This window comes from Comamonas sp. C11 (assembly GCF_024496285.1).
Taxonomy (GTDB): domain Bacteria; phylum Pseudomonadota; class Gammaproteobacteria; order Burkholderiales; family Burkholderiaceae_C; genus Comamonas; species Comamonas testosteroni_F.
The window spans coordinates 4249175-4272827 of the sequence record NZ_CP101743.1; the positions used below are offsets into that span (position 1 = coordinate 4249175).

The following is a 23653-nucleotide window of genomic DNA, read 5'->3' on the forward strand; positions in this document are numbered from 1 at the left end:
CCGCGCCTGCCCATGCGCCGCGTTCTGGTCACCCGCCCCTTGCATGATGCGAAACCCTGGGTCGATGCGTTTCGCGCCCGCGGCCTGCAGGCCGAGGCCTTGCCGCTGATAGGCATAGGGCCCTGCACAGACCCGGCTGCACACCAGGCTCTGCTGAGGGCGCGCCAATGGGCGCTGAAACCCGGTCACTACCGGGCCGTGATGTTTGTCAGCGGCAATGCGGCGCAGTATTTTTTTGCACAGAATTCACCTCAAACACATACTGGTCAAGCGCTACTAGCTCCTGATACAAGAGCTTGGACTCCGGGTCCGGGTACGGAGCGTGCCTTGCTGGAGCTCGGGTTGAGCTCCCGCCAGATCGACGGTCCCTCCCCCGATGCCGCCCAGTTCGAGTCCGAAGCGCTGTGGCAGAACGTGCAGGGCCAGGTTCGAGCCGGAGACCGCGTGCTGATCGTGCGCGGCACCAGCCCTGCGACCGCTCCCGTCATCGGCAATGCCGGCATGCCAATCCCGTCCACACAAGGCGCAGGCCGTGACTGGCTGGCAGCCCGGCTGCGCGAAGCCGGGGCCGAGGTGGAACTGCTGGCCGTGTATGAGCGCCAGCTTCCGCCATGGACGGCGCAACAGCTGGATCTGGCCCGGCAAGCCGCCAGCGACGGCAGCCTGTGGCTGTTCAGCAGCTCGGAAGCTGTTGCCAACCTGCAACAGCTGCTGCCCCAGCAGCAATGGCACTCGGGGTTAGCGCTCACCACCCATGAACGCATTGCCAGCAAAGCACTTTCAGCAGGTTTCGGTCGGGTTTTGCACAGTCGTCCAAGTCTGGACGATGTAGTTGCGTCTATAGAATCGGCTCTATGAGCTCCGATGCCATCCCCACCTCCGACAAGCAACCCATAGCCCCACCGCCCAGCCAGGACCATCCCGCCTCCGCTCAGACCGGGCGGGGCGCGCCCACGGCTCTGGTGCTGACGCTGGGAGCGGTGGCTGCCGCAGCCCTGGTCGCCTGCGGCATGCTGTGGCAGCGCGTGGGCAATATGCAGGAGCAGCTGGCGCGCCAGTCGGCGCAGTCCGGCGCGCAGTCGGTGGAGGCTCGTACCCTGGCCAAGGACGCTCAGGATCTGGCTCGCGACAGCGCAGCGCGTGTCTCCGTGATGGAGGCGCGTGTGGCCGAACTCAGCCTGCAGCGCAACCAGCTCGAGGAACTGATGCAGAGCATGTCGCGCTCGCGCGATGAAAACCTGGTGGCTGATATCGAATCCTCGGTACGCATGGCCCAGCAACAGGCTGAACTCTCGGGCAGCCTCCAGCCATTGGTGGCGAGCCTCAAATCAGCCAGAAAGCGCGTGGAAAGCACGGCCCAGCCACGCCTGGCCCCGGTGGTGCGCGCCATCGATCTGGATCTGGACAAGCTCTCGCGCATGAGTGTGACGGACACCACGGGGGTGCTCAGCCGTATCGAAGACCTGATTCGCCAGGTGGATGACCTGGCTCTGATCAACGATGTGGGTCGCCCGCGCGCGCGCGATGCCCAACCCCGCAAGACGGCGGCCGCCCATGACACGCCCGAGGAAGCCGGCATCTCCCCTACGCAGTGGATCTGGTGGCAAGGCCAGGGTCAGCGGGTCTGGGACTCCTTCAAGGATGGCGCGGCCGATCTGGTGCGCGTGCGCCGTATCGATCACCCCGAGGTGGCCCTGCTGGCCCCCGAGCAGGGCTATTTCCTGCGCGAGAACCTCAAGCTGCAACTGCTCAACGCTCGTCTGGCCCTGCTGTCGCGCCAGTGGGAATCGGCGCGCGCCGACCTGAGCGCTGCTGGCACCCTGCTCAACAAATACTTTGATGCACGCTCGCGGCGCACCCAGATCGCCCAGGCGCAGTTGCAGCAGATTCAGGCCAATCTGCATGCGGGCGGACGCGTGGAGCTTGAAGACACGCTGAACGCTCTGACCACAGCGGCCGCCGGCCGCTAATCGAGGAGGACACAGAGATGCGCGCCGCCTTGTGGTTGATGGGTCTGTTTGCCGTGGCCGTGGCCATGGCACTGTTTGCCGGCAATAACCAGAGCTCGGTGACCTGGTTCTGGTCGCCCTACCGGGTGGACATGTCGCTGAACCTTGCCCTGGTTCTTCTCGTTCTGGCTTTCGTGCTGCTTTATGCCGCGCTGCGCGCCCTGGCAGTGCTGCTGCAGATGCCGCACCAGGCACGCCGCTGGCGCATGCAGCAAAAAGAGCGTGGCATGAACCAGAGCCTGCTTGAAGCGCTCTCGCATCTGCAAGCCGGCCGCTTTTTGCGCGCCCGCAAATCGGCTCTGGCCGCCTTGTCCACCGAGCAATCGCTGCGCGAGGCAAAGGCCGGCCTGCCTTATGGCGAACGCCTGAACGCCACGGCCCACCTGATCGCCGCCGATGCCTCCCACGCCCTGCAGGATGCCGCCTTGCGCGACAAGCACTGGCAACAGGCTCTGGACGTACTCCCCATCCCCGGCAACACCCAGGACATGGAAATTCGCGAAGGCGCTCAGATGCGCGCCGCCCGCTGGGCACTGGATGACCGCGATGCCGCCGAATCGATTCGCCGCCTGGGCGAGCTGCCGCTGGGCGCGGGCCGCCGCACGATTGCCCTGCGCATCAAGCTCAAGGCCGCACGCCTTTCCGGCGACACGCAGGCGGCGCTCGACACCGCCCGTCTGCTGGCCAAGCACCGCGCCTTCTCTCCCGCGGCCTCGGCCAGCGTGGTTCGCGGCCTGCTGCTGGCCAGCATCCGCGACGCACGCGACACCTCGTCACTGCAGCAGTTCTGGCTGTCGCTGGACGAAGACGAGCGTGCCATGCCCGAAGTGGCCATCCCTGCCACGGAACGTCTGATCGAGCTGGGTGGCGAAGCCCAGCAGGCGCGCGCCTGGCTGCTGCCGGTGTGGGAGCATTTGCTGACCCAGCCCGGACCGCGCACGGAAACCCATCTGCCCAAGCTGGTGGAAGTGCTGCAATCGAGTCTGGGCAAGCTGGATGGAGCCTGGTTGGCTCGCATGGAAGCCGCCGCCAATGCCAACCCGCGCGAGCCGCGCCTGCAATATCTGGCCGGCATGGCCTGCGTGCAGCGCGAGCTCTGGGGCAAGGCCCAGCAGTTGCTGACCCGCGCCGCACCGCAGCTGCAGGACCCCCAGCTGCGCACCCGTGCCTGGCAGCGCCTGGCGCTGATGGCCGAGCACCGTGGCGATATGGAGGCCTCGGCCATGGCCTGGAAACTCGCAGCCCAGGCCATGGTGGTGCTGCCGGACAATCCGGCGCAGGACGAATAGGCGCGCTCAGCTCCGGCTCATGAACACCTGAAAACCAGATGCTCCAGCATGGAGCGGCCCCGGTTCGGGCCACAGTCCCCTCGTGACTTCATGCGCACAAAGCAAAAGGCCACGGCCGCCGCGGCAAGCCGCGAGCGACCGTGGCCTCAGGCCAGGCCTGGACTTACTTGCTGTGCTCTATGGTCTTCACATGCTCCGCCACCTGCGCGGCGGTCACGTCGCCAGGGCGGCCGCCCCAGGTCTGACGCATGTAGTTGACCAGATCGGCCATCTCCTCGTTGCTGAGCTTGTCGGCATAGCCGGGCATGGTCTGCATGCGTTCGCCATGGGCCAGGTCACGCTCGTGCACGCCTTCGCGGATCACGCGGATCAGGTTGATAGGCGTGGGGAACATGGCCGTGGTGTTGGTGCTCATGGGCACCGACGAATGCGGCTGGCCCTGGCCCTGCGCACCGTGGCAGCCCGCGCACAGGCCCAGGTACAGGTTCTCGCCCTTGACGCTGGTCTGCCCCTCGGCAGCCTTGAGCTTGGGCCCGGGCATCTCGCGGTTCTGGGTCAGATAGGCGGCCATGGCGCGCACATCGGCCTCCGCCATGCGCGAGGTGGAATGCTCGAGCACTGATGACATGCGGAAAGTCATCACTCCTTGCGGCGACAGTCCGGTACGGAAGAACTTGACCAGATCGTCCTTGGTCCAGCCGCGCTCGCTCAGGGCATCGGGGGTCAGCGCCGGAGCGTAGGAACCTTCGATGGTGTTGCCCTCGAGATAGCGCGAGCCATCCATGGCGAAGGTGGCCTTGGTGCGCGGGCTGTGGCATTCGGCACAGTGGCCCAGCACATCCACCAGATACTTGCCGCGCACCAGTTCGTCCACCGACATGTCGAACTCCTTGGCTGCGGGGCGATTGAGCGCATTCCACATGGCAACGGCAGGACGGATGCTGAACGGGAAGCCCATCTCGCTGGGCTTGTTGGCGACCTCCACGGCCGGCTGCTTCATCAGCCACACCCAGAGCGCATCGACATCGGCACGCGTGATCTGGTGGTAGCTGGCATACGGCATGGCCGGATACAGGTTTTTGCGCCCTGGCGCCATGCCGGCAGCCACTGCCCGGTACAGATCATCGGCCGTCCAGCCGCCGATGCCGTGCTTCTTGGAAGGCGAGATATTGCTGCCGTAAAGCGTTCCCATGGGAGTGACCATGGGCACACCGCCCGCCAGCTCCGCACCCGTGACCGGAGAGCTGTGACAGGCCGCGCAGTCACCGGCGCGGAACACCTGCTCGCCACGCTTGTACAGCGCATCGAACTCCTGCGGACCCAGTTTGGCAAAGTCCACCGTGGCCGGCGGGACGTCGCCGCTTGCGCTGCCGTACAGATACATGCACATGCCCCCGGCCACGAGCACGCCCAGCACGGCGGCTGCGCCCAGGCCCTTGATCCAGGTCTTAGCCATTGTTCACGACCTCCTTGCTGCGCTTGCCCGTGGTCAGGCCCGGCGTCTTCAGGATCACGTCGCGCACGGCGTTGTAGTAGCGCACATAGCCGGTGCAACGGCAGATATGGGGCTCCAGTTGCTCCTCGATCGCCTTTTCCACCTCATCGGCGGGCACGGGGTGCTTCTGGAGCTTTTCCACCAGCACGGTGGCCGAGTTCACGAAACCGGGCGTGCAGTAGCCACACTGGAAGGAGTAGTGCTCGAGAAAGGCCTTCTGCACCGGCGAGGGATGGACCACGCCCTTGTCGTCCACCGAGGCAATGCCTTCCACGGTACGAATGGTCTTGCCGTTGAGCCAGGTCACGCCGGTCACGCAGGCGGGCACGGTGATCGAGCCTTTTTCAGGGTCGTCGACGATGATGGTGCAGGCGCGGCACACGCCCTGGCCGCAGCCCAGGCGCGTGCCGTTCATGCCCGCGTACTCCTGCAGGAACTCGATCATCATCAAGTCCTTGGGAACGTCGACGGGGCCTACCTGTTTGCGATTGATGGTGGCGGAGAATTGAATACGGTCCTGCATCACAGTGCCTCTTTGATTTTGTCGGGGGTCACGGGGGTCGCATGAAAGCGCTTGCCCGTGGCATGGGCGATGGCGTTGACGCAGGCGGCGACCACCGGGATCATCACCACCTCGGCCATGCCCTTGGGCGGATCGGTGCGCGACAGCGGCGGCAGCACCACGCCCTCGGCCTTCCACACAGCCACTTCGCTGGCGCGCGGCACGTGGTAGCGATTCAGGTTCCACTGGCCGTTGCCGGGGCCGGTCTCGTGGCGCGGCAGGTCTTCGTACAGTGCATGGCCAATACCCATGGCCACACCGCCCTGGATCTGGCCGGAGACCAGCTCGGGCACGATCTGCGTGCCACATTCCAGCCAGGTCTTGTGCGAGAGGAGGTTCACCTTGCCCGTGCCCGGGGACACTGACAGCTCCACCATGGTGGCGCAGGGCGCGTAGTACACCGTGCCCGCATTGGTGCGCTGCACCGGCGGGTAATAGACCCTGTCGCGTGCGATGAAGGCATAGCCGCCGGATTTCATCGCGGCCTTCCTAGCCTCGCTCGCACCCTTGCCGTACTGCACGGACAGGGCGTCGATCATGGCCTGGAACTTCCTGCCCTCGACCGTGAAGTCGGCCTTGGCCCAGGCCCAGCGATTGAAGGCGTGCACGCAGACGCCGGTCACGATGCCCAACTCGTGTGCGCGGGCAGCCAGGCGCTCCAGGCTCAGCGGCTCCAGGCCCTCGGCCACGAGCATGCGTTCACGCCACTCCAGCATGTCTTCGGTGACGGTGCTGGGCAGCATCTGCCCCCCCCCCTCCTTGCCGGACCAGATTGACTGGGCCGCAGGCCACAGGCAGAGCTTGAGCAGCAGTTGCGCCGCCTGTTGCGTGGCGTGGCGGAAGTAGTAGGCCGAGTTCGATGCCGATACCGGCGACACCAGGCGCGGTGTCCAGGTCGGATCCCGCGCCAGCTCGTCCTCCTTGGCCTGGGGCGTGGTGTAAGGCTCGTCCTTGGTATGCAGCGGCAGGTTGTCCCAGTGGTTCACCGCGAAGTCCACGTCGTCCGCCGGGCGCCCCAGGAAGGGCTCGACCGCCACCAGCTGCGCCGTGGTGCTGCCGGTACCGATCTCGGTGGCGATGTGACGCATCTTGATGCGGCCCTCGGGCGTGATCTCCAGCTGCGCGATCGAGGCCTCCGCCCCCGTGCCGAAGTCCTTTTGCACGGCACCGAAGCCTATGCCGTAGCGCAGGCCGGGGTTGGCCGCCTCGAAGTCGGCCTTGCGCTTGGCGCGCTCGATCCACATCGGGTCCTTGGCGGCCATGTCCAGGATCTCGCCTATGCGCAGATGACCCGAGGGCGAGGCACCCTGGGTGTTCTTCATGCTGCTCTTGAGCACATTGCGCCGGCGCAGCTCGATGGCGTCCAGGCCGATCTCCTGGGCGATCTCATCGACCAGCATCTCGGTATAGGCCATGGATTGCACCGTGCCGTAGCCGCGCATGGAGCCGGCCGTAACGCCGATGGAGGGGTAGACCTCGGTCGACAGGTCGCTCTCGGGGAAGTAGTAAATGGATTGCGCCGCCGTCACCGCCACCGTGCCCACCGAGGGGCTGAAGTTGGTCACGCCGCCGCCGTCGCCCACCATGTGGCAGGTCAGCGCGTGGAACTTGCCGTCCTTGTCCACCGAGATCGCTGTCTCCACGTCGAAGGGATGGCGCTTGAGGGCGAACTGGAAATGCTTCCAGCGGTCCAGCGCCAGCCGCACCGGGCGGCCCTGGGCGTACAGCGACGCCAGTGCCACGTAGAACGGGAAGGGATGGTGCTCCTTCTGGCCGTAGCCCACGGTGTAGGAGCTGATGTAGTCGAGCTGGTTCAGCGGCAGCTTGCTGTCCTTGAGCATGTGCATCACATGCTCGGCCGTGCCGTAGGGCGCCTGGCTCGCGGCGACCATGTGCAGTGCACCGCTGCCCTGCTCATACCAGGCCAGGCCGTTTTCCATTTCCATGGCCACATGCTCGATGGACTGGCTGTAGTACTTGCGTGCAAACGCGCGCAAGCCGTCCTTGGGCTGTTTCATCTCGGCCTGGATACGGGCCGACTCGCCCATCAGCGCACCGAAGGCGGGGTGGCTGCTGTCGGGCCAGTGCACGCCTTTTTCATCGAGCTGAGGCCAGATGACGGTGTTCTTCATGGGCGAGAACCTGTCCTCGCCATAGCCGTCCTCGCCTTGCACGCGTACATAGCGCGCGGCCACATAGGGTGCGCGCGGCGGCTGGGCAGCCTCGGCTCCGAAGCGGAAGATCGCGTCATTGAAGCGCAGGCGCTGGTTGGCCACGCGGAACTTCTCGTAGTCGTGCCAGATGGCCACGGCCACCGGGTGGCCCAGCATGGGCGAAACCTGGCCCTTCCTGACGAAGAACTCGCCGTAGAAGCCCGGCTCGGGCATTCCTACCCCGTCGGCGGCGAGGGACTCGGCGTCGATCAGCACATCGGGCTGGTAGTCGCTGCCCAGCACCGACAGATCCAGGCCTTCGTAGATGCGGTCGGCGCGCGGGATATGAATGGTCAGCGCGTGCGACTGCTGCGCGGGCCAGCCCTGCATGTCTCTGGCGCGCAGGTCGATGGCAAAGACCTTCTGCCCGGTGACCTTGGCCATGCCGTCGCGGCGGTAGTTGAGCGTGTTGCCATTGATCCAGTGGGTCTCCTGACCGCTGGCGGGCGTTATCAATTCCGCAAGCGCGTCTTTGACCGGGCGCACACTCGCAATCACGCCCATGGCGGCGGCAGCCTTCAGAAAACTGCGCCGATTCAAGTCCAGTTTGGACACGGTTCCAACTCCTTGCTGCAATGCGCACAGCAACAACAAGGACTGGCGTGGGCACATCGCTAGATGACTATGTATTCCCGAACGTTGTATGCGTCCGAGAGTCAAAAAGCAGGTGATAACGGCTGCAGTTGTTGTCGGCATTTCTGCCCACATATCGCCAGCCTTGGCCGTCCGCCACGCTTTGGTCTTTTAAAAGACTAAGAGGCGCGGAGTATAGAAACAGCGGCTTGCATGATTTTTCGCCGCCTAAATTCACAAGTTAAATACTCGGAAAATTGATGTTCATCAATGCCAACTTCCTTCATTGATGCTTGTCGTGCAAAACGGCATGCGCCCACTTCGCTCTGTACAGGATGCTCGAGAACCTTGTAGAAGCCAGAGCTTTTTGGCTCGGGCATTCAGCTTTTTTGAATCGAGCCCTCAATCCTGCTGAACCTTTTTGCATTCCCCGCTTCATACACTGCATATCAATTTCAGCAGGCCCCAGCGCCCGCAACCCGCACTTTCTGATTGCAGTTTCCATGAATTCAAGCCCCCGCTATACCGGTACCGCCATCGCCCTGCACTGGGTTCTGGCCCTGGCACTGATAGGCATCTTCGCCTTTGGCCTCTATATGACGGGGCTGCCTTTCTCGCCCACACGCCTCAAGTACTTCAACTGGCACAAATGGGCCGGCATGACGATTCTGATCCTGTCCGTGCTGCGCCTGGTCTGGCGCATCACCCACCGGCCGCCGGAGCTGCCCGAAGCCGTCACCCGCACCATGCCCGCCTGGCAACGCGTGGCCCACCATGGCGTGCATCACCTGATGTATGCGCTGTTTTTTGCCATCCCGCTGGTGGGCTGGATGTACAGCTCGGCAGCAGGCTTTCCCATCGTGCTGTTCGGTCAATTGCCTCTGCCCGACCTGGTGAGCAAGAGCCCCGAACTGGCCGAAGCGCTCAAGCCCTGGCATGGCTATCTGGCCTATGCGCTGGCGGCTCTGGTGGTGATGCATATCGCAGCCGTCATCAAGCATCAGATCATTGACCGCGACGGACTGCTGTCACGCATGATTCCGGGGAAATAGTCCCCCCTGAGCGGCCCCGCCGCTTCCCCAGGGGACGACAGCTTTGCTGCGCGGCGGCGCTTGCTCGCTGTCTCGCACCTTCAAGGCGCACCGGTTTTTGAGTTTTTTGTATGTTCATCACAAGGAGTTTTTGATGAAAGTCCTTTTTTCCTCCGCACTGATCGCCACCGCCTTCATGGGCACTGCTGCCCAGGCGGCTCAAGCCCTGGTGCCTGCGCAGAGCGCCGTCAACTTTGAAGCCAAGCAGATGGGCGTGCCGCTCAAGGGGCACTTCAAGAAGTTCGACGCCCAGATTGCCTTCGACGCCGCCAAGCCTGAGAGCAGCAAGATCCATTTCACCGTCGATACGGGCAGCGCCACCATGGGTGCCAAGGAAACCGATGCCGAACTGCCCAAGGCAGACTGGTTCAACGTTGCCAGATTCCCTCAGGCCACCTTTGACTCCAGCGCCGTCAAGGCTCTGGGCGGTGGCAAGTTCCAGGTGGACGGCACGCTGACCATCAAGGGCAACGCACAGAAGGTGAGCCTGCCCGTGACGCTGACCCAGTCCGGCGCCACCACCACGGCCGCTGGCACGCTGGCGCTCAAGCGCCTGAACTTCAAGATCGGCGACGGTGACTGGAAGGACACCTCCATGGTGGCCGACGAGGTCAATGTGCAATTCAAGCTGGCTCTGACCGGCGTCGGTAAGCTCTAAGCGTTTTTCGGCTCCAGCCCTTGATAGTCAATCGCTGGTAGCTCATGTTTTGATAGTTCCAATCCCTGAAGGAGTATTCACCATGCGTTCCACCCTGTTCGCCCTGGCCGCTGCGTCCCTGTTTGCCACTGCTGCCCAGGCAGCACCTGCCACTTACGCCATCGACCCCACACACACTTTCGCGACTTTCGAGATCGATCACTTTGGCGCCTCGACCAACCGTGCCCGCTTTGACAAGAAGAGCGGCAACGTGCAGTTCGACAAGGCAGGCAAGACCGGCAAGGTCGATGTCGAGCTGGACATGACATCGGTGAACTCCGGCACCGCCGCTTTCAACAAGCATCTGCAAAGCGCCGACATCTTTGACGCCGAGAAATTCCCCAGCGCCAAGTTTGTCTCCGACAAATTTGTCTTCGACGGCGACAAGCTCAAGGAAGTGACCGGCCATCTGACGCTCAAGGGCAAGACCGGCCCCGTCACTCTCAAGGCCAACAAGTTCACCTGCTACGAAAGCCCCATGCTGCAAAAGCGTGAAGTCTGCGGCGGCGACTTTGAGGCATCCATCGACCGTACCCAGTGGGGCGTGGACTACGGCATCCCCTATGGCTTCTCCAAGCAAGTGCGCCTGGTCATGCAGATCGAAGCCGTGAAGCAGTAATCCAGGTCCGTAAAGACTCTCGAGTGAAGCCCTTTGCGGGCTCTCTCTTTGGCCTGGTCCGTGCAAGCGGTCCGGGCTTTTTTGCGTCTGCGGCCTGCTTCAGACACAAATCCCTTTCATTAAAAAATTTACTTTAGGTTAATCAATTACGAATAGTAGAATAAATCCACTCACACAATTGAAGGAGACATCGCATGAGCCAAGCCGCCCCTACTCCGGTTTACTCCCAGCCCCGGCGCGCGGACATGAGCCAGCTGCCCGCACCTGCCGCCGTGCAGCAGCTGCACCACTACGCCTACAAGGCCAAGGATGCAGAAGAGACTCGTCACTTCTACGAGGACATTCTGGGCCTGCCGCTCTACCACATCATTCAGAGCGACTACGTCCCCTCCACGGGCGAGTACTGCCCTTACACCCATTTCTTCTTCCGCCTCAAGGACGGCTCCTTCATCGCCTTCTTCGACATTGGCGACGACGAAGCGGCCCTGCCCTCACCCAACACTCCGATCTGGATCAATCACATCTCCTTCCGTGTGGACTCCGTGCAGGAGTTGGAAAACACCAAGGCCCGCCTGCAGGCCTGCGGCGTGGAAGTGCTGGGCGTGACAGATCACCACATCTTCAAGAGCATCTACTTCTTCGACCCCAACGGCATTCGCCTGGAGCTGACGGCCCAGTTGGCCGACGAGCTGCAGATGCTCAAGGAAAGCAAGACCGCCCATGTACGCCTGGACGAGTGGACGGCCCGCAAGCAGCAGTGGCGCAAGGAACGTGCCGAAGGCAAGTCCAGCGCTCCGCTCAAACCGCAGAACAACGACCGACCGGAGTTTGTTCCCACCAAGTAAGCTCCCCACTGAGGCGCTATGCCTAAGCGGCCTCGCGTCTTACCCTCTGTGCTTGGCGGAGGGGGACGACAGCCTCGCTGCGGGGCGGTTGGAGCCGCCCCCCCAGGCCTTGCTTGCTGCCCCTTGGCTGGGGCATGCATATTCAAAGTGCAGCTAGCTCAATCGGTATCGGTTTTATAGCTGCAAGCGCCTGATAAATAAGCGCAGAAGGGCGAAATAAGGCCTACCGCGCTCATCACTGGATCGGATCGCTAAAATCATTGGCAATCCGTCCTTATCTTTCATGCAGACGGCATCCCTTTTCAGGATGCCGTTTTCATTTCCAGAGTTCTTGTAACGCAGCCATGAGCGACACCATTCAACAGCCCGGCCTCGACAGCCTCTCCAAGTCTTTTGAACCTGCCTCCATCGAAGCCCATTGGGGGCCAGAGTGGGAAAAGCGCGGCTACGGCAATGCCGGCTATCGCGGCACGGGCAAACCCGGTACCGAAGCTACCGCTGCAGGCAACAACTTCTCCATCCAGCTGCCCCCACCCAACGTGACAGGTACGCTGCACATGGGCCACGCGTTCAACCAGACCATCATGGACTCGCTGACACGCTACCACCGCATGAAGGGCTACAACACGGCCTGGATTCCCGGAACCGACCACGCTGGCATCGCCACCCAGATCGTGGTGGAGCGCCAGTTGCAGACTCAAGGCGTGAGCCGCTATGACCTGGGCCGTGACGAGTTCACCAAAAAGGTCTGGGAATGGAAGGAAAAGTCCGGCAACACCATCACCACCCAGATGCGCCGCATGGGCGATACCGTGGACTGGAGCCGCGAGTACTTCACCATGGACGACAAGCTGTCCAGGGTGGTGACCGAGACTTTTGTGAAGCTGTACCAGCAAGGCCTGATCTACCGCGGCAAGCGCCTGGTGAACTGGGATCCGGTGCTGCAATCGGCCGTGTCCGACCTGGAAGTCGAGAATCAGGAAAAAGACGGTTCGCTCTGGCATATCGCCTACCCGCTGACCAGCGGTGAAGGCAATCTGGTGGTCGCCACCACCCGTCCCGAAACCATGCTGGGCGACGTGGCCGTGATGGTCCACCCCGAGGACGAGCGCTACAAGCATCTGATCGGCCAAACTGTAACCCTGCCACTGGTGGGCCGCCAGATCCCCATCATCGCCGATGAGTACGTCGACCGCGAGTTCGGCACCGGCGTGGTGAAGGTCACCCCTGCGCACGACCAGAACGACTACCAGGTGGGCCAGCGCCACGGCCTGCCCATGATCACGGTGCTGACGCTGACCGCCAAGATCAACGACGAAGCGCCCGAAAAATACCGTGGCATGGACCGCTTTGTGGCCCGCAAGGCCATCGTGGCCGACCTGGAGGCGCAAGGCCTGCTGGTGGAGACCAAGAAGCACAAGCTCATGGTGCCGATCTGCGACCGTACCGGCCAGGTGATTGAGCCCATGCTGACCGACCAGTGGTTCATCGCCATGAGCAAGGTCAGCGACCAGGACCCCACGGGCAAGAGCATTGCACAAAAGGCCATCGACGCCGTGGCCTCGGGCCAGGTGGAGTTCGTGCCCGAAAACTGGGTCAACACCTACAACCAGTGGATGAACAACATCCAGGACTGGTGCATCTCGCGCCAGCTGTGGTGGGGCCACCAGATTCCGGCCTGGTACGACGAAGAGGGCAATATCTACGTTGCCAAGACCGAAGCCGAAGCCCAGGCCCAGGCCGACAAGGTTGCGCCAGGCAAGAAGCTCTCCCGCGACCCCGATGTGCTCGACACCTGGTACTCGTCGGCCATGGTGCCGTTCTCGACCATGGGCTGGCCTGCCCAGACCGACGCTGCCGACGACGACTACAACCTCTACCTGCCCTCTTCGGTGCTGGTGACCGGCTACGACATCATCTTCTTCTGGGTTGCCCGGATGATCATGATGACCACGCACTTCACCGGCCGCGTGCCGTTCAAGCATGTGTACATCCACGGCCTGGTGCGCGACGCGCAGGGCAAGAAGATGAGCAAGTCCGAAGGCAATGTGCTGGATCCCGTGGATCTGATCGACGGCATCTCGCTGGAGCCTCTGCTGGACAAGCGCACCACAGGCCTGCGCAAGCCCGAGACCGCGCCACAGGTGCGCAAGAACACGCAAAAGGAATTCCCCGAAGGCATCCCCGCCTATGGCGCCGATGCTCTGCGCTTCACCTTTGCAGCCCTGGCCTCGCTGGGCCGCAGCATCAACTTCGACAGCAAGCGCTGCGAGGGCTACCGCAACTTCTGCAACAAGCTCTGGAACGCCTCGCGCTTCGTGCTGATGAACTGCGAAGGCCATGACTGCGGCCTGGCATCTCACACCAAGGAGCAATGCCAGCCCGGCGGCGAGTTTGCGGGTTATATGCACTTCAGCCAACCCGACCGCTGGATCGCCTCTCAGCTGCAAAAAGTCGAGGCCGAAGTGGCCAAGGGCTTTGCCGAGTTCCGCCTCGACAACGTGGCCAATGCCATTTACGACTTCGTCTGGAACGAGTTCTGTGACTGGTATCTGGAAATCGCCAAGGTGCAGATCCAGACCGGCAACGAGGCCCAGCAGCGCGCCACGCGCCGCACGCTGATCCGTACGCTGGAGGCGATTCTGCGTCTGGCCCACCCCATCATTCCGTTCGTGACGGAAGAGCTGTGGCAGCAGGTCGCCCCCGTGGCCGGACTCAAGGGCGAGTCCATTGCCGTGGCACGCTACCCCGAAGCACAGCCGGAGAAGATCGACGAAGCCTCTATCGCCTACGTGGGCCGCATCAAGCAGATGGTGGATGCCTGCCGCGCGCTGCGTGGCGAGATGGGCGTGTCGCCCGCTCAACGCCTGCCGCTGCTCACCGTGGCCGGCAATGCCGAGGATTCGGCATTTCTGCGCGCCAATGCCGACGTGCTCAAGAACCTGGCCAAGCTCAGCGAAGTCAAGGTGTTCGATGACGAAGCCGCATGGGCTACCGCCGCACAGACCGCTCCGGTCAACGTCCTGGGCGACATCCGCCTGGCTTTGTTTGTCGAGATCGACGTGGCAGCCGAGAAGGCCCGCCTGTCCAAGGAAGCCAAGCGCCTGGAAGGCGAGATCGTCAAGGCCAACGGCAAGCTGAGCAACGAGGCCTTCTGTGCCAAGGCTCCTGCCGCAGTGCTGGAACAAGAGCGCAAGCGCCTTGCCGACTTCGGCTCGACCTTGGTCCGCATCAACGAGCAACTGGCTAGACTGGGCTGATCCCTAGTAAACTTTCGCAACGACAAGGCGCAGGCAACTGCGCCTTTTTTCCATCCAGAACAGACAAGCACATGAGCAATCAAACCCGCGTCCGCAAAGCCGTGTTCCCAGTTGCAGGCCTGGGCACCCGTTTTCTGCCCGCCACCAAGGCTTCACCCAAGGAAATGCTGCCCGTCGTGGACAAGCCGCTGATCCAGTACGCCGTGGAAGAGGCCTATGAGGCCGGAATCCGCGACATGGTCTTTGTTACCGGCCGCAGCAAGCGGGCCATCGAAGACCATTTCGACACTTCGTACGAGCTCGAGAACGAGCTGGAGAATGCCGGCAAGCAAGCCATGCTGGACCTGGTACGCAGCGTCAGCCCTGCCGATATGAATTGCCTGTTCGTGCGCCAGCCCCGCTCCCTGGGCCTGGGCCATGCCGTTCTGTGCGCACAACCCCTGGTCGGCAATGAGCCCTTTGCCGTCATTCTGGCCGACGACCTGATGACAGGAGAGAATGGCGGCCCCGGCGTGATGGCGCAGATGACGGCCGCCTTCCAGAAACAGGGCCGCTCACTACTTGCTGTTCAGGAAGTTCCGCTTGAGCACACCAAGCGCTATGGCATCGTCAAGGGCGAGCCTGCAGGCGGACCTCTGATGCGCATCGACGAGATCGTGGAGAAGCCCGCTCCCGAGAAAGCGCCATCGCGCATGGGTGTGGCCGGCCGCTACGTGCTGACTCCCGCCATCTTTGACGAGATCCGCAACCAGCCAAAGGGTGTGGGTGGCGAGATCCAGCTGACCGATGCCATCGAACGGCTGATGGCTCATGAAGCCGTCTATGCCTTCCAGTATGCGGGCAAGCGCTATGACTGCGGCAGCAAGGAAGGCTTTTTGGAGGCCACGGTGGAACTGGCTCTGCAGCACCCCGATGTGGGTGACAGCTTTCGCGAATACCTCAAGAGCCTGAGCCTATAAGCGAAATCTACCAAAGCCGCTCTGATGACAAAAGGCCTGCAAACGCAGGCCTTTTGTGCGTCTAATGCTCTCAGCGCCGGCGCAGGATATGGATGAATTCATCACCAACCGTCTGCTGCTCGACCAGCTCGTTGCCGGTCTGCTTGGCAAAGGCCTGGAAGTCCCGGATGGAGCCGGTATCCGTGGCCACGACCTTGAGCAATTGGCCGCTTTGCATGGCAGCCAGCGCTTTCTTGGCCTTGAGAATGGGCAGCGGACAGTTCAGGCCGCGGGTATCAACTTCTTGGTCTACGTGCATGGGGTGGATTCCTCGTCAGCACCGATTGTAGAAAAACCGGGCGCTGGCAGCGCCAGCGCGGTCTTTGCTCAAACCAGAGCCGGGGCCACTGTAAAGCGCGGATCCTCGCCCCAGCGTCGCACAGGCCATTTGGCAGGGTCAGGCTCGGGGTTCTGGCCGGGACGAAAAGCACCAAAACGTGGCTCGAAGCCTTTTTGCTTGATCCACTCGGCCAGAGCGTAGCCCGTGCCTGCAGGCCAGCACAGCGACTCCTGGGCCGTCTGCCAACGGTATTCCAGCAACTCGGGAGAAAGCTTCACATCCTCAGGCCGGCCTTGCACGCGCACATGGTAGGCAATCAGCACCTGATTCATGCGCAGAAACTCCGAGCAGCACAGCAGACGCAGTGCCTTCACGCGCAGCCCCGTCTCTTCCAGAACCTCGCGGCAGATACCTGCTTCAGGCGATTCACCGGCCTCCATGAAGCCGGTGATCAGACCGAAAACGCCCTCCTGCCACAGCGCATTGCGCGCCAGCAGCACCCGGCCGTCATCACCCTCCACCACGGCCGCCAGCACCGGCGTGGGATTGCCCCAATGCGTAAACCCGCAGCTCGGGCAGCGCAGACGCTGTACCTCACCGCTGTCCTCGCTGGCCACAATCCATTGCAGCTCCGTCGCGCAGTTGGAACAAAAGCGCACTTCATAAGCCATGAGGCTCTCCGTATTCTTCACGACTTACGCAAAACGGGTTCAGGCGAGGCGTCTGTCTCAGAAGGCAGGCCGCTGTTGCATTCTTGTTTGCGTAAGTCCTATTCTTGATATTGATAGCAGTCAGCGCTTGATGGATAAGCGCTGACGGTCATTTGGAGCTTTGATTCTCTTTTGCGCTATCACGCAAAAGACATTGCTCATGCCGGAAACACGCCTGTGGAGAGGTAGCGATCGCCGCGGTCGCACACCACAAACACGATGGTGGCGTTCTGCTCGCGTTTGGCAATTTCCTGAGCCACCCACAGTGCACCGGCAGCAGAAATGCCCGCGAAAATGCCCTCTTCGCGCGCCATGCGGCGGGCCATGTCTTCGGCATCGTCCTGGGTTACATAGACCAGCTCGTCGACCAGAGAAGCGTCATAGATCTTGGGCAGATATTCCTCGGGCCACTTGCGGATGCCAGGAATGCGCGAGCCCTCGGAAGGCTGAGCGCCGATGATCTTGATATTCGGGTTCTTTTCCTTGAGGAACTTGGCCACGCCGGTAATGGTTCCGGTAGTACCCATGGCACTCACAAAGTGGGTGATCTCACCACCCGTCTGCTCCCACAGCTCCGGCCCTGTGGTTTCATAGTGGGCCCGAGGATTGTCGGGGTTGGCAAACTGGTCCAGCAGCACCCCCTTGCCCTGCGCCACCATCTGGTCGGCCAGATCGCGTGCATATTCCATGCCGCCGCTCTTGGGCGTCAGAATCAGTTCGGCACCGTAGGCCTTCATGGTCTGGGCGCGCTCGATGGACAGGTCCTCGGGCATGATCAGAATCATGCGATAGCCCTTGATGGCTGCTGCCATGGCCAAGGCAATGCCGGTGTTGCCCGACGTTGCCTCGATCAGTGCATCGCCAGGCTTGATCTCGCCGCGCTCTTCAGCACGCTGGATCATGGACAGCGCAGGCCGGTCCTTGACGGAGCCGGCAGGGTTGTTGCCTTCGAGCTTGCCCAGTACCACGTTTGCACGTTCACGGTTGGCATCCGCGCCGATGCGTTGCAATGCCACCAGCGGCGTGTGACCGATAGCATGTTCGATGGTCGAATAAGTTTTCATGTCCAATACTGTGCCATAATTCGCGTCTGCGCTAAGCGAAGCCCGGGTGGTGAAATTGGTAGACGCAGGGGACTCAAAATCCCCCGCCGCAAGGCGTGCCGGTTCGATTCCGGCCCCGGGCACCACAGATGTAATGCTATAACTTTTGAAGACGTTCCGGGAACTGTTCCGGCATGTGTTCCGGTTTTAGCGAAAAGAAGAGAGCCTGCACGATGACAAATCGCGCAGGCTTTTTTTTTGCCCTCTAGCTGCCAATCTTAAAAATGTGAGCGCTCACCGATAAGACAGGGAAATAGAAATGCTGTATAAATTTGCAGTATGTGGTACACCATCTACCAACTGTACAAAGACGGCCAGCGGCTGCCGCCTGAGGTCGCGCAGGCCAATGGGGTCTATGGCTGGCTGTACATGCACTCAAAGACGCCAGTGGTCGGCATGCCCCTATGCAAGGCCTATCTGCTGCCAGGACCAGATGCACCCACTGTGCCGGAGCTGATCAAGCCGCTTGAGCACTGCCACCTCAAATTGATCAATGGCGGCGGCCTGCGACTGAGTGGACAAGAGTGGAATGTCGACCATCGACACATAGGACAAAGCTGGTGGTGCGTGCCCGGGCCAGCACTGGGGCGCACGTACGATGCACAGCCCTAGTCACCCAACCCTGCTGCGCACGCCCGGACGATATGGCTTTCCCAATGAGCGCATCCTGCCCGGCAACGCCAGCGACTACGTCACAGAAGAAGTTCACCCCGGATGGATGCTTGTGGTCACCCTTGATGACGGGCTTGTGTACTTCGGGCCAGGCCCGACAAGTGTTGCACGCTCCCCTGCGCCTTTTTGAAATGTTGCGCAGCCCATTACGCGAGTCATACCCTATACGGACCATCCCAGGCGAAGAAGATCGGCTCATGATATTTGCAACTTTGCATCATCGGATTTCTTCGTGGGTGAACTCACAAATCAGATGCCAAATAAGATCAAAAACTCCCCATAAGTTATTGATTTTTATAAATACATAAACCACAGAAAGTGAAGCATAAATACAAACAATACATATCAAGATGTGAAAGATTGACATGTCATCCGTGAATAAAACGCGGCACTGTATATATATCTAGTTACACAAGGTACTAACTGCCCATACACTCGGCGAAACAACTTGAAACTAGAGATGGAATTTAGACAATTTGATGAGGCCTCCTACCAAGCAACTCTGAAAAAGTGGCGGGAAGAGGCGGAGACACATGACTGCTTCCCTGAGGAAGTAGAGCGTAAGTTGAACTGGATTCATTGCTCGCTGACTTCCAACAAACAGGAGCAGCATGAGGTTATCCCCTACGGCGTGTTCGTTGGTGATAGCAACATCGCTGCCGCAACGTGCGAGCTGGTTCTGTCTCATCGCGGGCAAATGAACGGCAAGTGGTTGAAATTGCTTAAGGTGACCCTATCTCCAGAGATAGAGTCGCTGATTCAAGAAGACAACTATGAGGCCATTGCTACTGCGGTATCCGCTTACAAGGCGGCAACCGTTGGCGCGTACAATGCTCGACTGAGTCATGCTGCGGACACTTTGAAATTGTTTGGTCGCGACAATGATCAATTGAAATTCTTGATGACGCTGATGTCGTTCATCAAGGAAGATCCCGATAACTCCTCTCTAGTAGCCAGCAAAGAAGGTCGCTGGCTGGTCCTGAGATCCGCAACCTGAAAGAGGCACACTATGCAAAACACTACACATCAATCCGAAGCATTCGTGAGAATCGCCAACCAACATGCAGCGGAACTACGTGTCTTGTCTGGTGCCTTCGACAAGGCCGTCGCGCAACACGGCGCACAAGCGCTGACACAAAACCTTGTTGAAGCCGTGAAGACGAACTGATCGGTTTACAACCCGCAAGAGAGCCCGCAAGCATGCGGGCTTTTTTGTTTCCGGCGTGATGATTGCGGTCGATGGGACGGAAATGCCTTTGGTCGAAGGCTACTGATCGAGTACCAAACGCAAAAAAGCGCCCAGACACCAATCAAGGTATCGGGGCGCTTTCAGTTCAGCTGCTCGAGCAGTGTTCTGTCGGCCGCGATCTGGCCGCGCAACAGGATCACCTGGGCGTCTCGCTTTTGGACCAAGCCGCTAAGGCCTCCAACCAGGCCTGCGCCCTCTGCAGCAAGGGCTGCGAGTCGCTGGTGCTGATCTGCGAGACCTCGGCAGGCAGCGGCGTCACTGGCAAGCTGGGCGTTGCGGGTTGCAGCGCTCCTGATGTCGTGCTGCAGGCCTGCAATGCGGGCAGCATCAGCAGTGCGCCCAGCCTCCAGGCGGGCCATTTCGTGCGTGTAGTCATGGGTGTTTTCCTGTTGGGCGGCGCCGTGCTCCACCACAGCCTCCGCTTTCTTTTCTGTAGCTGCTTGCGCTTTCTGGGCCTGCGCCGCAGCCGCTTTTGCATGTGAAGTCTCGACCTTGGCCAGCCGCTGGGTCTGCACAGCCAGCAGTAGGGCAAGAGCCAGGGCCAGGGCCAGCCAGGGCCAGATGCGGGATGCGCCTGTCATCCCAGGCCTGCCTCGCACAGTTGGCGCTCTGCGGCGCGGCGCTTGACCAGGCCGGGCAGCTCCTTGCCACCGGCATAGATCCAGCGGCTCAGCTCGGCGCAAGCGCCGCCGAAATCGCCCGCATTGGCCTTGCGCACCAGGGTGCTGCGGCAAAAGGCGTCATCCCCCACATTGAACGCGAAGCTCAGGAAGGCCGCACGCTGGCCGTCCGTCAGCGGCGCACGCACGCAGCTCAAGGCGTCGGCATGCTTGGCCAAGTCCTTGTAGAGCATTTCCTCGCACTGCTGGCGGGTGTAGGTCTGACCCATCTTGAGCTCGGGCCCGGTGTGTCCCGTGCAAGCCGTGATGATGCCTACCGGGTCACGGTAGGTGCTGAAGACGGTGCCCTCGTAGTGCTTAACCAGGGGAACCGCCAGAGCGGCTGCGCCGGCGCCGACGATGGTTATGAATTTCGCTTTCCAGCTCATCGGCCACCTCCCGCACGGACAGCAGTCCAGAACCCAAGCAGCGCCGTTCCCAACATGACCACATACGCCACCGGCTTGGCCAGCTTCCCCAGCCAGTTCAACACCTTGAAGGCTCCGCGCATGGCGGTGAAGAACTCCAGCAGATCGGATAGCTGCTGCTTAAGCTCATGCAGTTCCTGCCGGGTCTTCCCCAGCTCTCGCTCTATGGCTGCCATACGTTCGCTTCCTTTATCAAACCGGTCGTTAATCTGCTGCCGGGTCAGTGCTGGCAGTTCGTTTCCGTAATCGTCCATAGCCCTCCCAGGCACAAAATCCGCCAGAAGGCGGACAAAAGAAAACCCGCCGAAGCGGGTCATTTGATTTACTGCAGGTCAATAAGGACGCGGCGCACATTCTCAAAAATGAACTGGTGGCCATAGTCGTTCGGATGCAGACCATCCGGTGCCCATGCCTCCCCGTACATCTTCGCAAGCACGGTGGCCTGGTAGTTGTCGATGAAGTCGAGCCCCATCGCCTTCGACATACTCCGAAGGGCATCCGCTACCCGCCGCTGAGTAAACACCTTGCCAGGCCCGTAATCGATGGCATCGGACACTGCGTTCGACACCATCACCACAACCTTGCGACCCGCCGCGACCAATGCCTGGGCAATGCGCGTTGAGAACAGGTAGGTGCTGTAGTTGCCGGAAGGGTTCACTCGGTCATTGGTGCCCAGTTGCAGAAGGACGAACTCAGCACGCTTTGCGAGCGCCGCCGTCAGGTTCGTATCGCCGGGGAGCCAAGAGCCAGTACTGGTGCCGCTGATCGCGTCGTTGATGACCTTGATAAACCGGTTTGCTCGGAACCCTTCGAGGCGGAAGATGTTGCTCGAGGATTTGACGATCATCTCCATCTTGTAGCGGCCAAACGGGAAATTGAGCGTCTTCTCCGTTTGCCACGCCTCGGCGCCGTAGTAGCTGAACTCCCCCAGCTTGACCCCGTTGCCCCACAGTTCCACGACGGAGCCAGCCTCGTCCGATGCGTTGGTTGGGCAGCAGACGAACGTGAGGTTGTCACCCGTCAGGTCGAACTGGAGCGCCCCCTTGTTCTTGGCAGTGCCCGCAGCAGACGAAAACTCCCACATATTGCTGTATGCCAGCGCGTTGACGTTGTAGGTGTGCACAGGGGCGGCACCCGTCGCTTTCACAGTGAAGCCAAGATTCGCAGACGCAAGGTTCACATTCGACAGCCCGGTCCATGTGCGCTCTGTATAGGTTGCTACGCCGCTAGTGGTCACAAGAGGGCCATCAACAAAGGACTCTCCAAGCCACTTGTGGAACAAGTTCGCCCAGGATTTGTTTGTCATGCCGTTGTGGCCCTGCCCGTCATCTGCCGCGCCGGCTGAGCCGACGCCCCATGTGATGGAGTCGCCGATCAGCTGGACTTCAACAGAGCGCAATGGATTCGTCACCGCACGCATGAGATCCGCCATGGCACGCAATGGAGTGACTGCCGCCTCCAGCGCGGTAATGCGGCTCTGAGCATCCGCAGCCGCAACTGCGGTTGCTGAGACGCTATCTGCCATGCCCATGGCAAACCACTCCAAATCCCAGGAGGTCGCCCCAACCCGGTCAGAGAGGGAAACCCAGACCTGGGTCAGCGTCACACCAGCAGGCCATGCAGTACCGTCCGCACGCTTGGAGATGTCGATGTCATAGACCACATACTCCAGACCATCGCGGCGGCCCACATTCGACGCGTCCACCCTGTAGTAGTGCCCGACGCCTTGAGAGTCCCGCAGAAACACCAGATAGTCACGCGCATCGCTGCCGCCGACCGCACGAATCTTGTATCGCACACGAGTACACGACGCCGGATCGATGGGCGTTGTGAAAGTACGCGATGCCCAGCCAATCCCAGAACCGACACCGCCAGGCACGTAGCGAGTAGCGCCACCGACAACCGACGAGGTAAAGCCAGTGGGAGCAAGAAAGTTGGGATTGATGGTCGCTGTGCTTTCGACCTGCACGCTGCGCAAACCATATTTCTGCGCAGTGCTGACCGGCGCAACTGCTGCCGGAATGTCCGTGTTACGAAGTGCCGATGTTTCACGGCTCAGATCCGCATTGGTGGCCAAATCTGCCCGCTCGACGCCGATGGCAATCCATTCGATATCGAGGATGGCATTGTTCTGAGACGGAGCGTACAGAGCGATATAGACGCCGTTGATGATTTCGCTGCCCCAGTCAGACCCGTCCGGCTTCTTGGACACATCTACGATGTGCGTTGCCCAGCCAGTCAGACGTCCTGTCCCGTAGGGGAACGTGGCATAAGGCCGGTACACATAGGTGACGCCGGCCGTGTCTCGCAGCTGGATCTCATACAAGCGTGCAGCGACAGCCCCTGTGAAGTGACGCATGCGATAGCCAACGCGGTTCTGCACCTTAGGAGAAAACTGCTGCGAAGCGTTCAGCCCGCCATTGGCGAAATATCCCACCGAGGTCGTTACACCGTCTGGAGTGAGGCGAATCACACCATCGACCACCGAGCGCGTGTACCCGGCGCCGGGAGAGAAAATTGTCGAATTGGAAGCGTCTACACGTAGATGGGGAAAGATGCCGCCAGAGCTTTGCGCAACCCCAATAAGCCCGCTGGGAAACGTGGCAAGCAACACACTAACGGAGGCACTGGTGCGGCGGTACAGGTAAGCCGCCACGTCTCCCGCCCCTTGCACTTTGAAGGTATCTCCATCGGCCGATGCCAGCCGCCCGTCGGCCTCCGTGGCGTAGTAGTCGTTCTGAATCAGTTGGCCATCTTTCGCAGCTTGGGCCAGCTCTGCCAATATCTGATTGGCGATATCGACCGTTTCTTGGTTCGTTGCGTCGCTCATTGGCGGGCCCCTTCATTGATTTGCTTGGCCAGTTGCGCCTGGGTCCTCAGCACGGCAAAAAACGTCGCGTT

The 23653-nt window shown here is 61.2% G+C and carries 22 protein-coding genes and 1 tRNA gene; 13 read left to right on the forward strand and 10 right to left on the reverse strand.

All coding sequences use genetic code 11. The features are described 5' to 3' along the window. Positions 1 to 12 precede the first annotated feature (12 nt). From NOX35_RS19415 to NOX35_RS19425, 3 genes are read left to right on the forward strand one after another with little or no spacing between them, the layout of a single operon-like run. The gene (locus NOX35_RS19415) at positions 13 to 858 is read left to right on the forward strand and encodes a uroporphyrinogen-III synthase (protein ID WP_182283740.1); all 846 of its coding nucleotides are present in this window, start codon (positions 13 to 15) and stop codon (positions 856 to 858) included. After that, complete coding sequence (locus NOX35_RS19420; RefSeq protein ID WP_182283741.1) at positions 855 to 1970, forward strand: uroporphyrinogen-III C-methyltransferase; 1116 nt, start codon at positions 855 to 857, stop codon at positions 1968 to 1970. The genes NOX35_RS19415 and NOX35_RS19420 overlap by 4 nt, the downstream gene beginning before the upstream one ends. A 17-nt stretch (positions 1971 to 1987) precedes the next feature. Then, positions 1988 to 3298 (forward strand): heme biosynthesis protein HemY, encoded by a 1311-nt coding sequence (locus tag NOX35_RS19425; protein ID WP_256494420.1) that lies wholly within the window; start codon positions 1988 to 1990, stop codon positions 3296 to 3298. Between the two features lie 163 nt (positions 3299 to 3461). Here NOX35_RS19425 and NOX35_RS19430 read toward each other — a convergent pair whose 3' ends face one another. From NOX35_RS19430 to NOX35_RS19440, 3 genes are read right to left on the reverse strand one after another with little or no spacing between them, the layout of a single operon-like run. After that, on the reverse strand, positions 3462 to 4754 hold the full coding sequence (locus NOX35_RS19430; protein ID WP_256494421.1) for a cytochrome c: 1293 nt from the start codon (positions 4752 to 4754) through the stop codon (positions 3462 to 3464). Continuing rightward, positions 4747 to 5316, reverse strand: coding sequence for a (2Fe-2S)-binding protein (locus NOX35_RS19435; protein ID WP_003052822.1), 570 nt, complete (start codon positions 5314 to 5316; stop codon positions 4747 to 4749). Before NOX35_RS19435 ends, NOX35_RS19430 begins: the two co-directional genes overlap by 8 nt. Then, the gene (locus NOX35_RS19440; RefSeq protein WP_182283744.1) at positions 5316 to 8123 is read right to left on the reverse strand and encodes a xanthine dehydrogenase family protein molybdopterin-binding subunit; all 2808 of its coding nucleotides are present in this window, start codon (positions 8121 to 8123) and stop codon (positions 5316 to 5318) included. Before NOX35_RS19440 ends, NOX35_RS19435 begins: the two co-directional genes overlap by 1 nt. Before the next feature lie 521 nt (positions 8124 to 8644). On the opposite strand from NOX35_RS19440, the gene NOX35_RS19445 reads away from it, so the two are divergent. From NOX35_RS19445 to galU, 6 genes are all read left to right on the forward strand, one after another. Beyond that, complete coding sequence (locus NOX35_RS19445; protein WP_256494422.1) at positions 8645 to 9193, forward strand: cytochrome b; 549 nt, start codon at positions 8645 to 8647, stop codon at positions 9191 to 9193. Positions 9194 to 9326: 133 nt separating this feature from the next. Beyond that, positions 9327 to 9890, forward strand: coding sequence for a YceI family protein (locus NOX35_RS19450; protein ID WP_182283746.1), 564 nt, complete (start codon positions 9327 to 9329; stop codon positions 9888 to 9890). 82 nt (positions 9891 to 9972) lie between these two features. Then, complete coding sequence (locus tag NOX35_RS19455; RefSeq protein WP_182283747.1) at positions 9973 to 10548, forward strand: YceI family protein; 576 nt, start codon at positions 9973 to 9975, stop codon at positions 10546 to 10548. A 194-nt stretch (positions 10549 to 10742) separates the two neighbouring features. Further along, on the forward strand, positions 10743 to 11393 hold the full coding sequence (locus tag NOX35_RS19460; RefSeq protein ID WP_256494423.1) for a VOC family protein: 651 nt from the start codon (positions 10743 to 10745) through the stop codon (positions 11391 to 11393). Positions 11394 to 11737: 344 nt separating this feature from the next. Beyond that, positions 11738 to 14653 (forward strand): valine--tRNA ligase, encoded by a 2916-nt coding sequence (locus tag NOX35_RS19465; protein ID WP_256494424.1) that lies wholly within the window; start codon positions 11738 to 11740, stop codon positions 14651 to 14653. 71 nt (positions 14654 to 14724) lie between these two features. Further along, entirely contained in the window at positions 14725 to 15612 is an 888-nt protein-coding gene (gene galU, locus NOX35_RS19470; RefSeq protein WP_003069120.1) for a UTP--glucose-1-phosphate uridylyltransferase GalU, read from the forward strand. Positions 15613 to 15682: 70 nt separating this feature from the next. Here galU and NOX35_RS19475 read toward each other — a convergent pair whose 3' ends face one another. From NOX35_RS19475 to cysM, 3 genes are all read right to left on the reverse strand, one after another. Further along, positions 15683 to 15910: a sulfurtransferase TusA family protein gene (locus NOX35_RS19475; RefSeq protein WP_003052800.1), complete on the reverse strand. Its 228-nt coding sequence runs from the start codon at positions 15908 to 15910 to the stop codon at positions 15683 to 15685. A 68-nt stretch (positions 15911 to 15978) separates the two neighbouring features. Beyond that, positions 15979 to 16602, reverse strand: a complete 624-nt coding sequence (locus NOX35_RS19480) for an NUDIX domain-containing protein (protein WP_182283750.1) — start codon at positions 16600 to 16602, stop codon at positions 15979 to 15981. Between the two features lie 197 nt (positions 16603 to 16799). After that, on the reverse strand, positions 16800 to 17705 hold the full coding sequence (gene cysM, locus NOX35_RS19485) for a cysteine synthase CysM (protein ID WP_003078715.1): 906 nt from the start codon (positions 17703 to 17705) through the stop codon (positions 16800 to 16802). A 40-nt stretch (positions 17706 to 17745) separates the two neighbouring features. Between cysM and NOX35_RS19490 the strand changes: the two genes are divergently transcribed. The 4 genes from NOX35_RS19490 to NOX35_RS19505 all read left to right on the forward strand — a co-directional run bounded on the left by NOX35_RS19490 (position 17746) and on the right by NOX35_RS19505 (position 19584). Further along, positions 17746 to 17830: transfer RNA gene (locus NOX35_RS19490), tRNA-Leu, on the forward strand. A 193-nt stretch (positions 17831 to 18023) separates the two neighbouring features. After that, positions 18024 to 18356, forward strand: a complete 333-nt coding sequence (locus tag NOX35_RS19495; RefSeq protein WP_256494426.1) for a hypothetical protein — start codon at positions 18024 to 18026, stop codon at positions 18354 to 18356. A gap of 520 nt (positions 18357 to 18876) precedes the next feature. Then, positions 18877 to 19413: a hypothetical protein gene (locus NOX35_RS19500; protein WP_059441086.1), complete on the forward strand. Its 537-nt coding sequence runs from the start codon at positions 18877 to 18879 to the stop codon at positions 19411 to 19413. Positions 19414 to 19425: 12 nt separating this feature from the next. Continuing rightward, positions 19426 to 19584, forward strand: a complete 159-nt coding sequence (locus NOX35_RS19505; RefSeq protein WP_193751141.1) for a hypothetical protein — start codon at positions 19426 to 19428, stop codon at positions 19582 to 19584. Positions 19585 to 19745: 161 nt separating this feature from the next. On the opposite strand, the gene NOX35_RS19510 is transcribed toward NOX35_RS19505, so the two are convergent. The 4 genes from NOX35_RS19510 to NOX35_RS19525 are packed head-to-tail and all read right to left on the reverse strand — an operon-like array spanning position 19746 to position 23582. After that, complete coding sequence (locus NOX35_RS19510; protein ID WP_256494427.1) at positions 19746 to 20246, reverse strand: hypothetical protein; 501 nt, start codon at positions 20244 to 20246, stop codon at positions 19746 to 19748. Beyond that, positions 20243 to 20713, reverse strand: coding sequence for a lysozyme (locus NOX35_RS19515; protein ID WP_256494428.1), 471 nt, complete (start codon positions 20711 to 20713; stop codon positions 20243 to 20245). The genes NOX35_RS19510 and NOX35_RS19515 overlap by 4 nt, the downstream gene beginning before the upstream one ends. Then, positions 20710 to 21069, reverse strand: coding sequence for a hypothetical protein (locus tag NOX35_RS19520; RefSeq protein WP_256494430.1), 360 nt, complete (start codon positions 21067 to 21069; stop codon positions 20710 to 20712). Before NOX35_RS19520 ends, NOX35_RS19515 begins: the two co-directional genes overlap by 4 nt. A gap of 5 nt (positions 21070 to 21074) precedes the next feature. Continuing rightward, a complete protein-coding gene (locus NOX35_RS19525; RefSeq protein WP_256494431.1) occupies positions 21075 to 23582 on the reverse strand; it encodes an SGNH/GDSL hydrolase family protein in 2508 nt (835 codons plus the stop codon). Positions 23583 to 23653: the final 71 nt, after the last annotated feature.

Bases quoted from the DNA above. Each gene is read 5' to 3' on its own strand.
- NOX35_RS19415 (WP_182283740.1), top strand. From the start codon at position 13: ATGCGCCGCGTTCTGGTCACCCGCCCCTTGCATGATGCGAAACCCTGG.
- NOX35_RS19460 (WP_256494423.1), top strand. From the start codon at position 10,743: ATGAGCCAAGCCGCCCCTACTCCGGTTTACTCCCAGCCCCGGCGCGCG.
- NOX35_RS19515 (WP_256494428.1), bottom strand. From the start codon at position 20,713: ATGAGCTGGAAAGCGAAATTCATAACCATCGTCGGCGCCGGCGCAGCC.
- NOX35_RS19420 (WP_182283741.1), top strand. From the start codon at position 855: ATGAGCTCCGATGCCATCCCCACCTCCGACAAGCAACCCATAGCCCCA.
- NOX35_RS19475 (WP_003052800.1), bottom strand. From the start codon at position 15,910: ATGCACGTAGACCAAGAAGTTGATACCCGCGGCCTGAACTGTCCGCTG.
- NOX35_RS19465 (WP_256494424.1), top strand. From the start codon at position 11,738: ATGAGCGACACCATTCAACAGCCCGGCCTCGACAGCCTCTCCAAGTCT.
- NOX35_RS19510 (WP_256494427.1), bottom strand. From the start codon at position 20,246: ATGACAGGCGCATCCCGCATCTGGCCCTGGCTGGCCCTGGCCCTGGCT.
- NOX35_RS19435 (WP_003052822.1), bottom strand. From the start codon at position 5,316: ATGCAGGACCGTATTCAATTCTCCGCCACCATCAATCGCAAACAGGTA.
- NOX35_RS19445 (WP_256494422.1), top strand. From the start codon at position 8,645: ATGAATTCAAGCCCCCGCTATACCGGTACCGCCATCGCCCTGCACTGG.
- cysM (WP_003078715.1), bottom strand. From the start codon at position 17,705: ATGAAAACTTATTCGACCATCGAACATGCTATCGGTCACACGCCGCTG.
- NOX35_RS19525 (WP_256494431.1), bottom strand. From the start codon at position 23,582: ATGAGCGACGCAACGAACCAAGAAACGGTCGATATCGCCAATCAGATA.
- NOX35_RS19480 (WP_182283750.1), bottom strand. From the start codon at position 16,602: ATGGCTTATGAAGTGCGCTTTTGTTCCAACTGCGCGACGGAGCTGCAA.
- NOX35_RS19500 (WP_059441086.1), top strand. From the start codon at position 18,877: ATGGAATTTAGACAATTTGATGAGGCCTCCTACCAAGCAACTCTGAAA.
- NOX35_RS19505 (WP_193751141.1), top strand. From the start codon at position 19,426: ATGCAAAACACTACACATCAATCCGAAGCATTCGTGAGAATCGCCAAC.
- NOX35_RS19455 (WP_182283747.1), top strand. From the start codon at position 9,973: ATGCGTTCCACCCTGTTCGCCCTGGCCGCTGCGTCCCTGTTTGCCACT.
- galU (WP_003069120.1), top strand. From the start codon at position 14,725: ATGAGCAATCAAACCCGCGTCCGCAAAGCCGTGTTCCCAGTTGCAGGC.
- NOX35_RS19430 (WP_256494421.1), bottom strand. From the start codon at position 4,754: ATGGCTAAGACCTGGATCAAGGGCCTGGGCGCAGCCGCCGTGCTGGGC.
- NOX35_RS19450 (WP_182283746.1), top strand. From the start codon at position 9,327: ATGAAAGTCCTTTTTTCCTCCGCACTGATCGCCACCGCCTTCATGGGC.
- NOX35_RS19520 (WP_256494430.1), bottom strand. From the start codon at position 21,069: ATGACCCGCTTCGGCGGGTTTTCTTTTGTCCGCCTTCTGGCGGATTTT.
- NOX35_RS19425 (WP_256494420.1), top strand. From the start codon at position 1,988: ATGCGCGCCGCCTTGTGGTTGATGGGTCTGTTTGCCGTGGCCGTGGCC.
- NOX35_RS19495 (WP_256494426.1), top strand. From the start codon at position 18,024: ATGTGGTACACCATCTACCAACTGTACAAAGACGGCCAGCGGCTGCCG.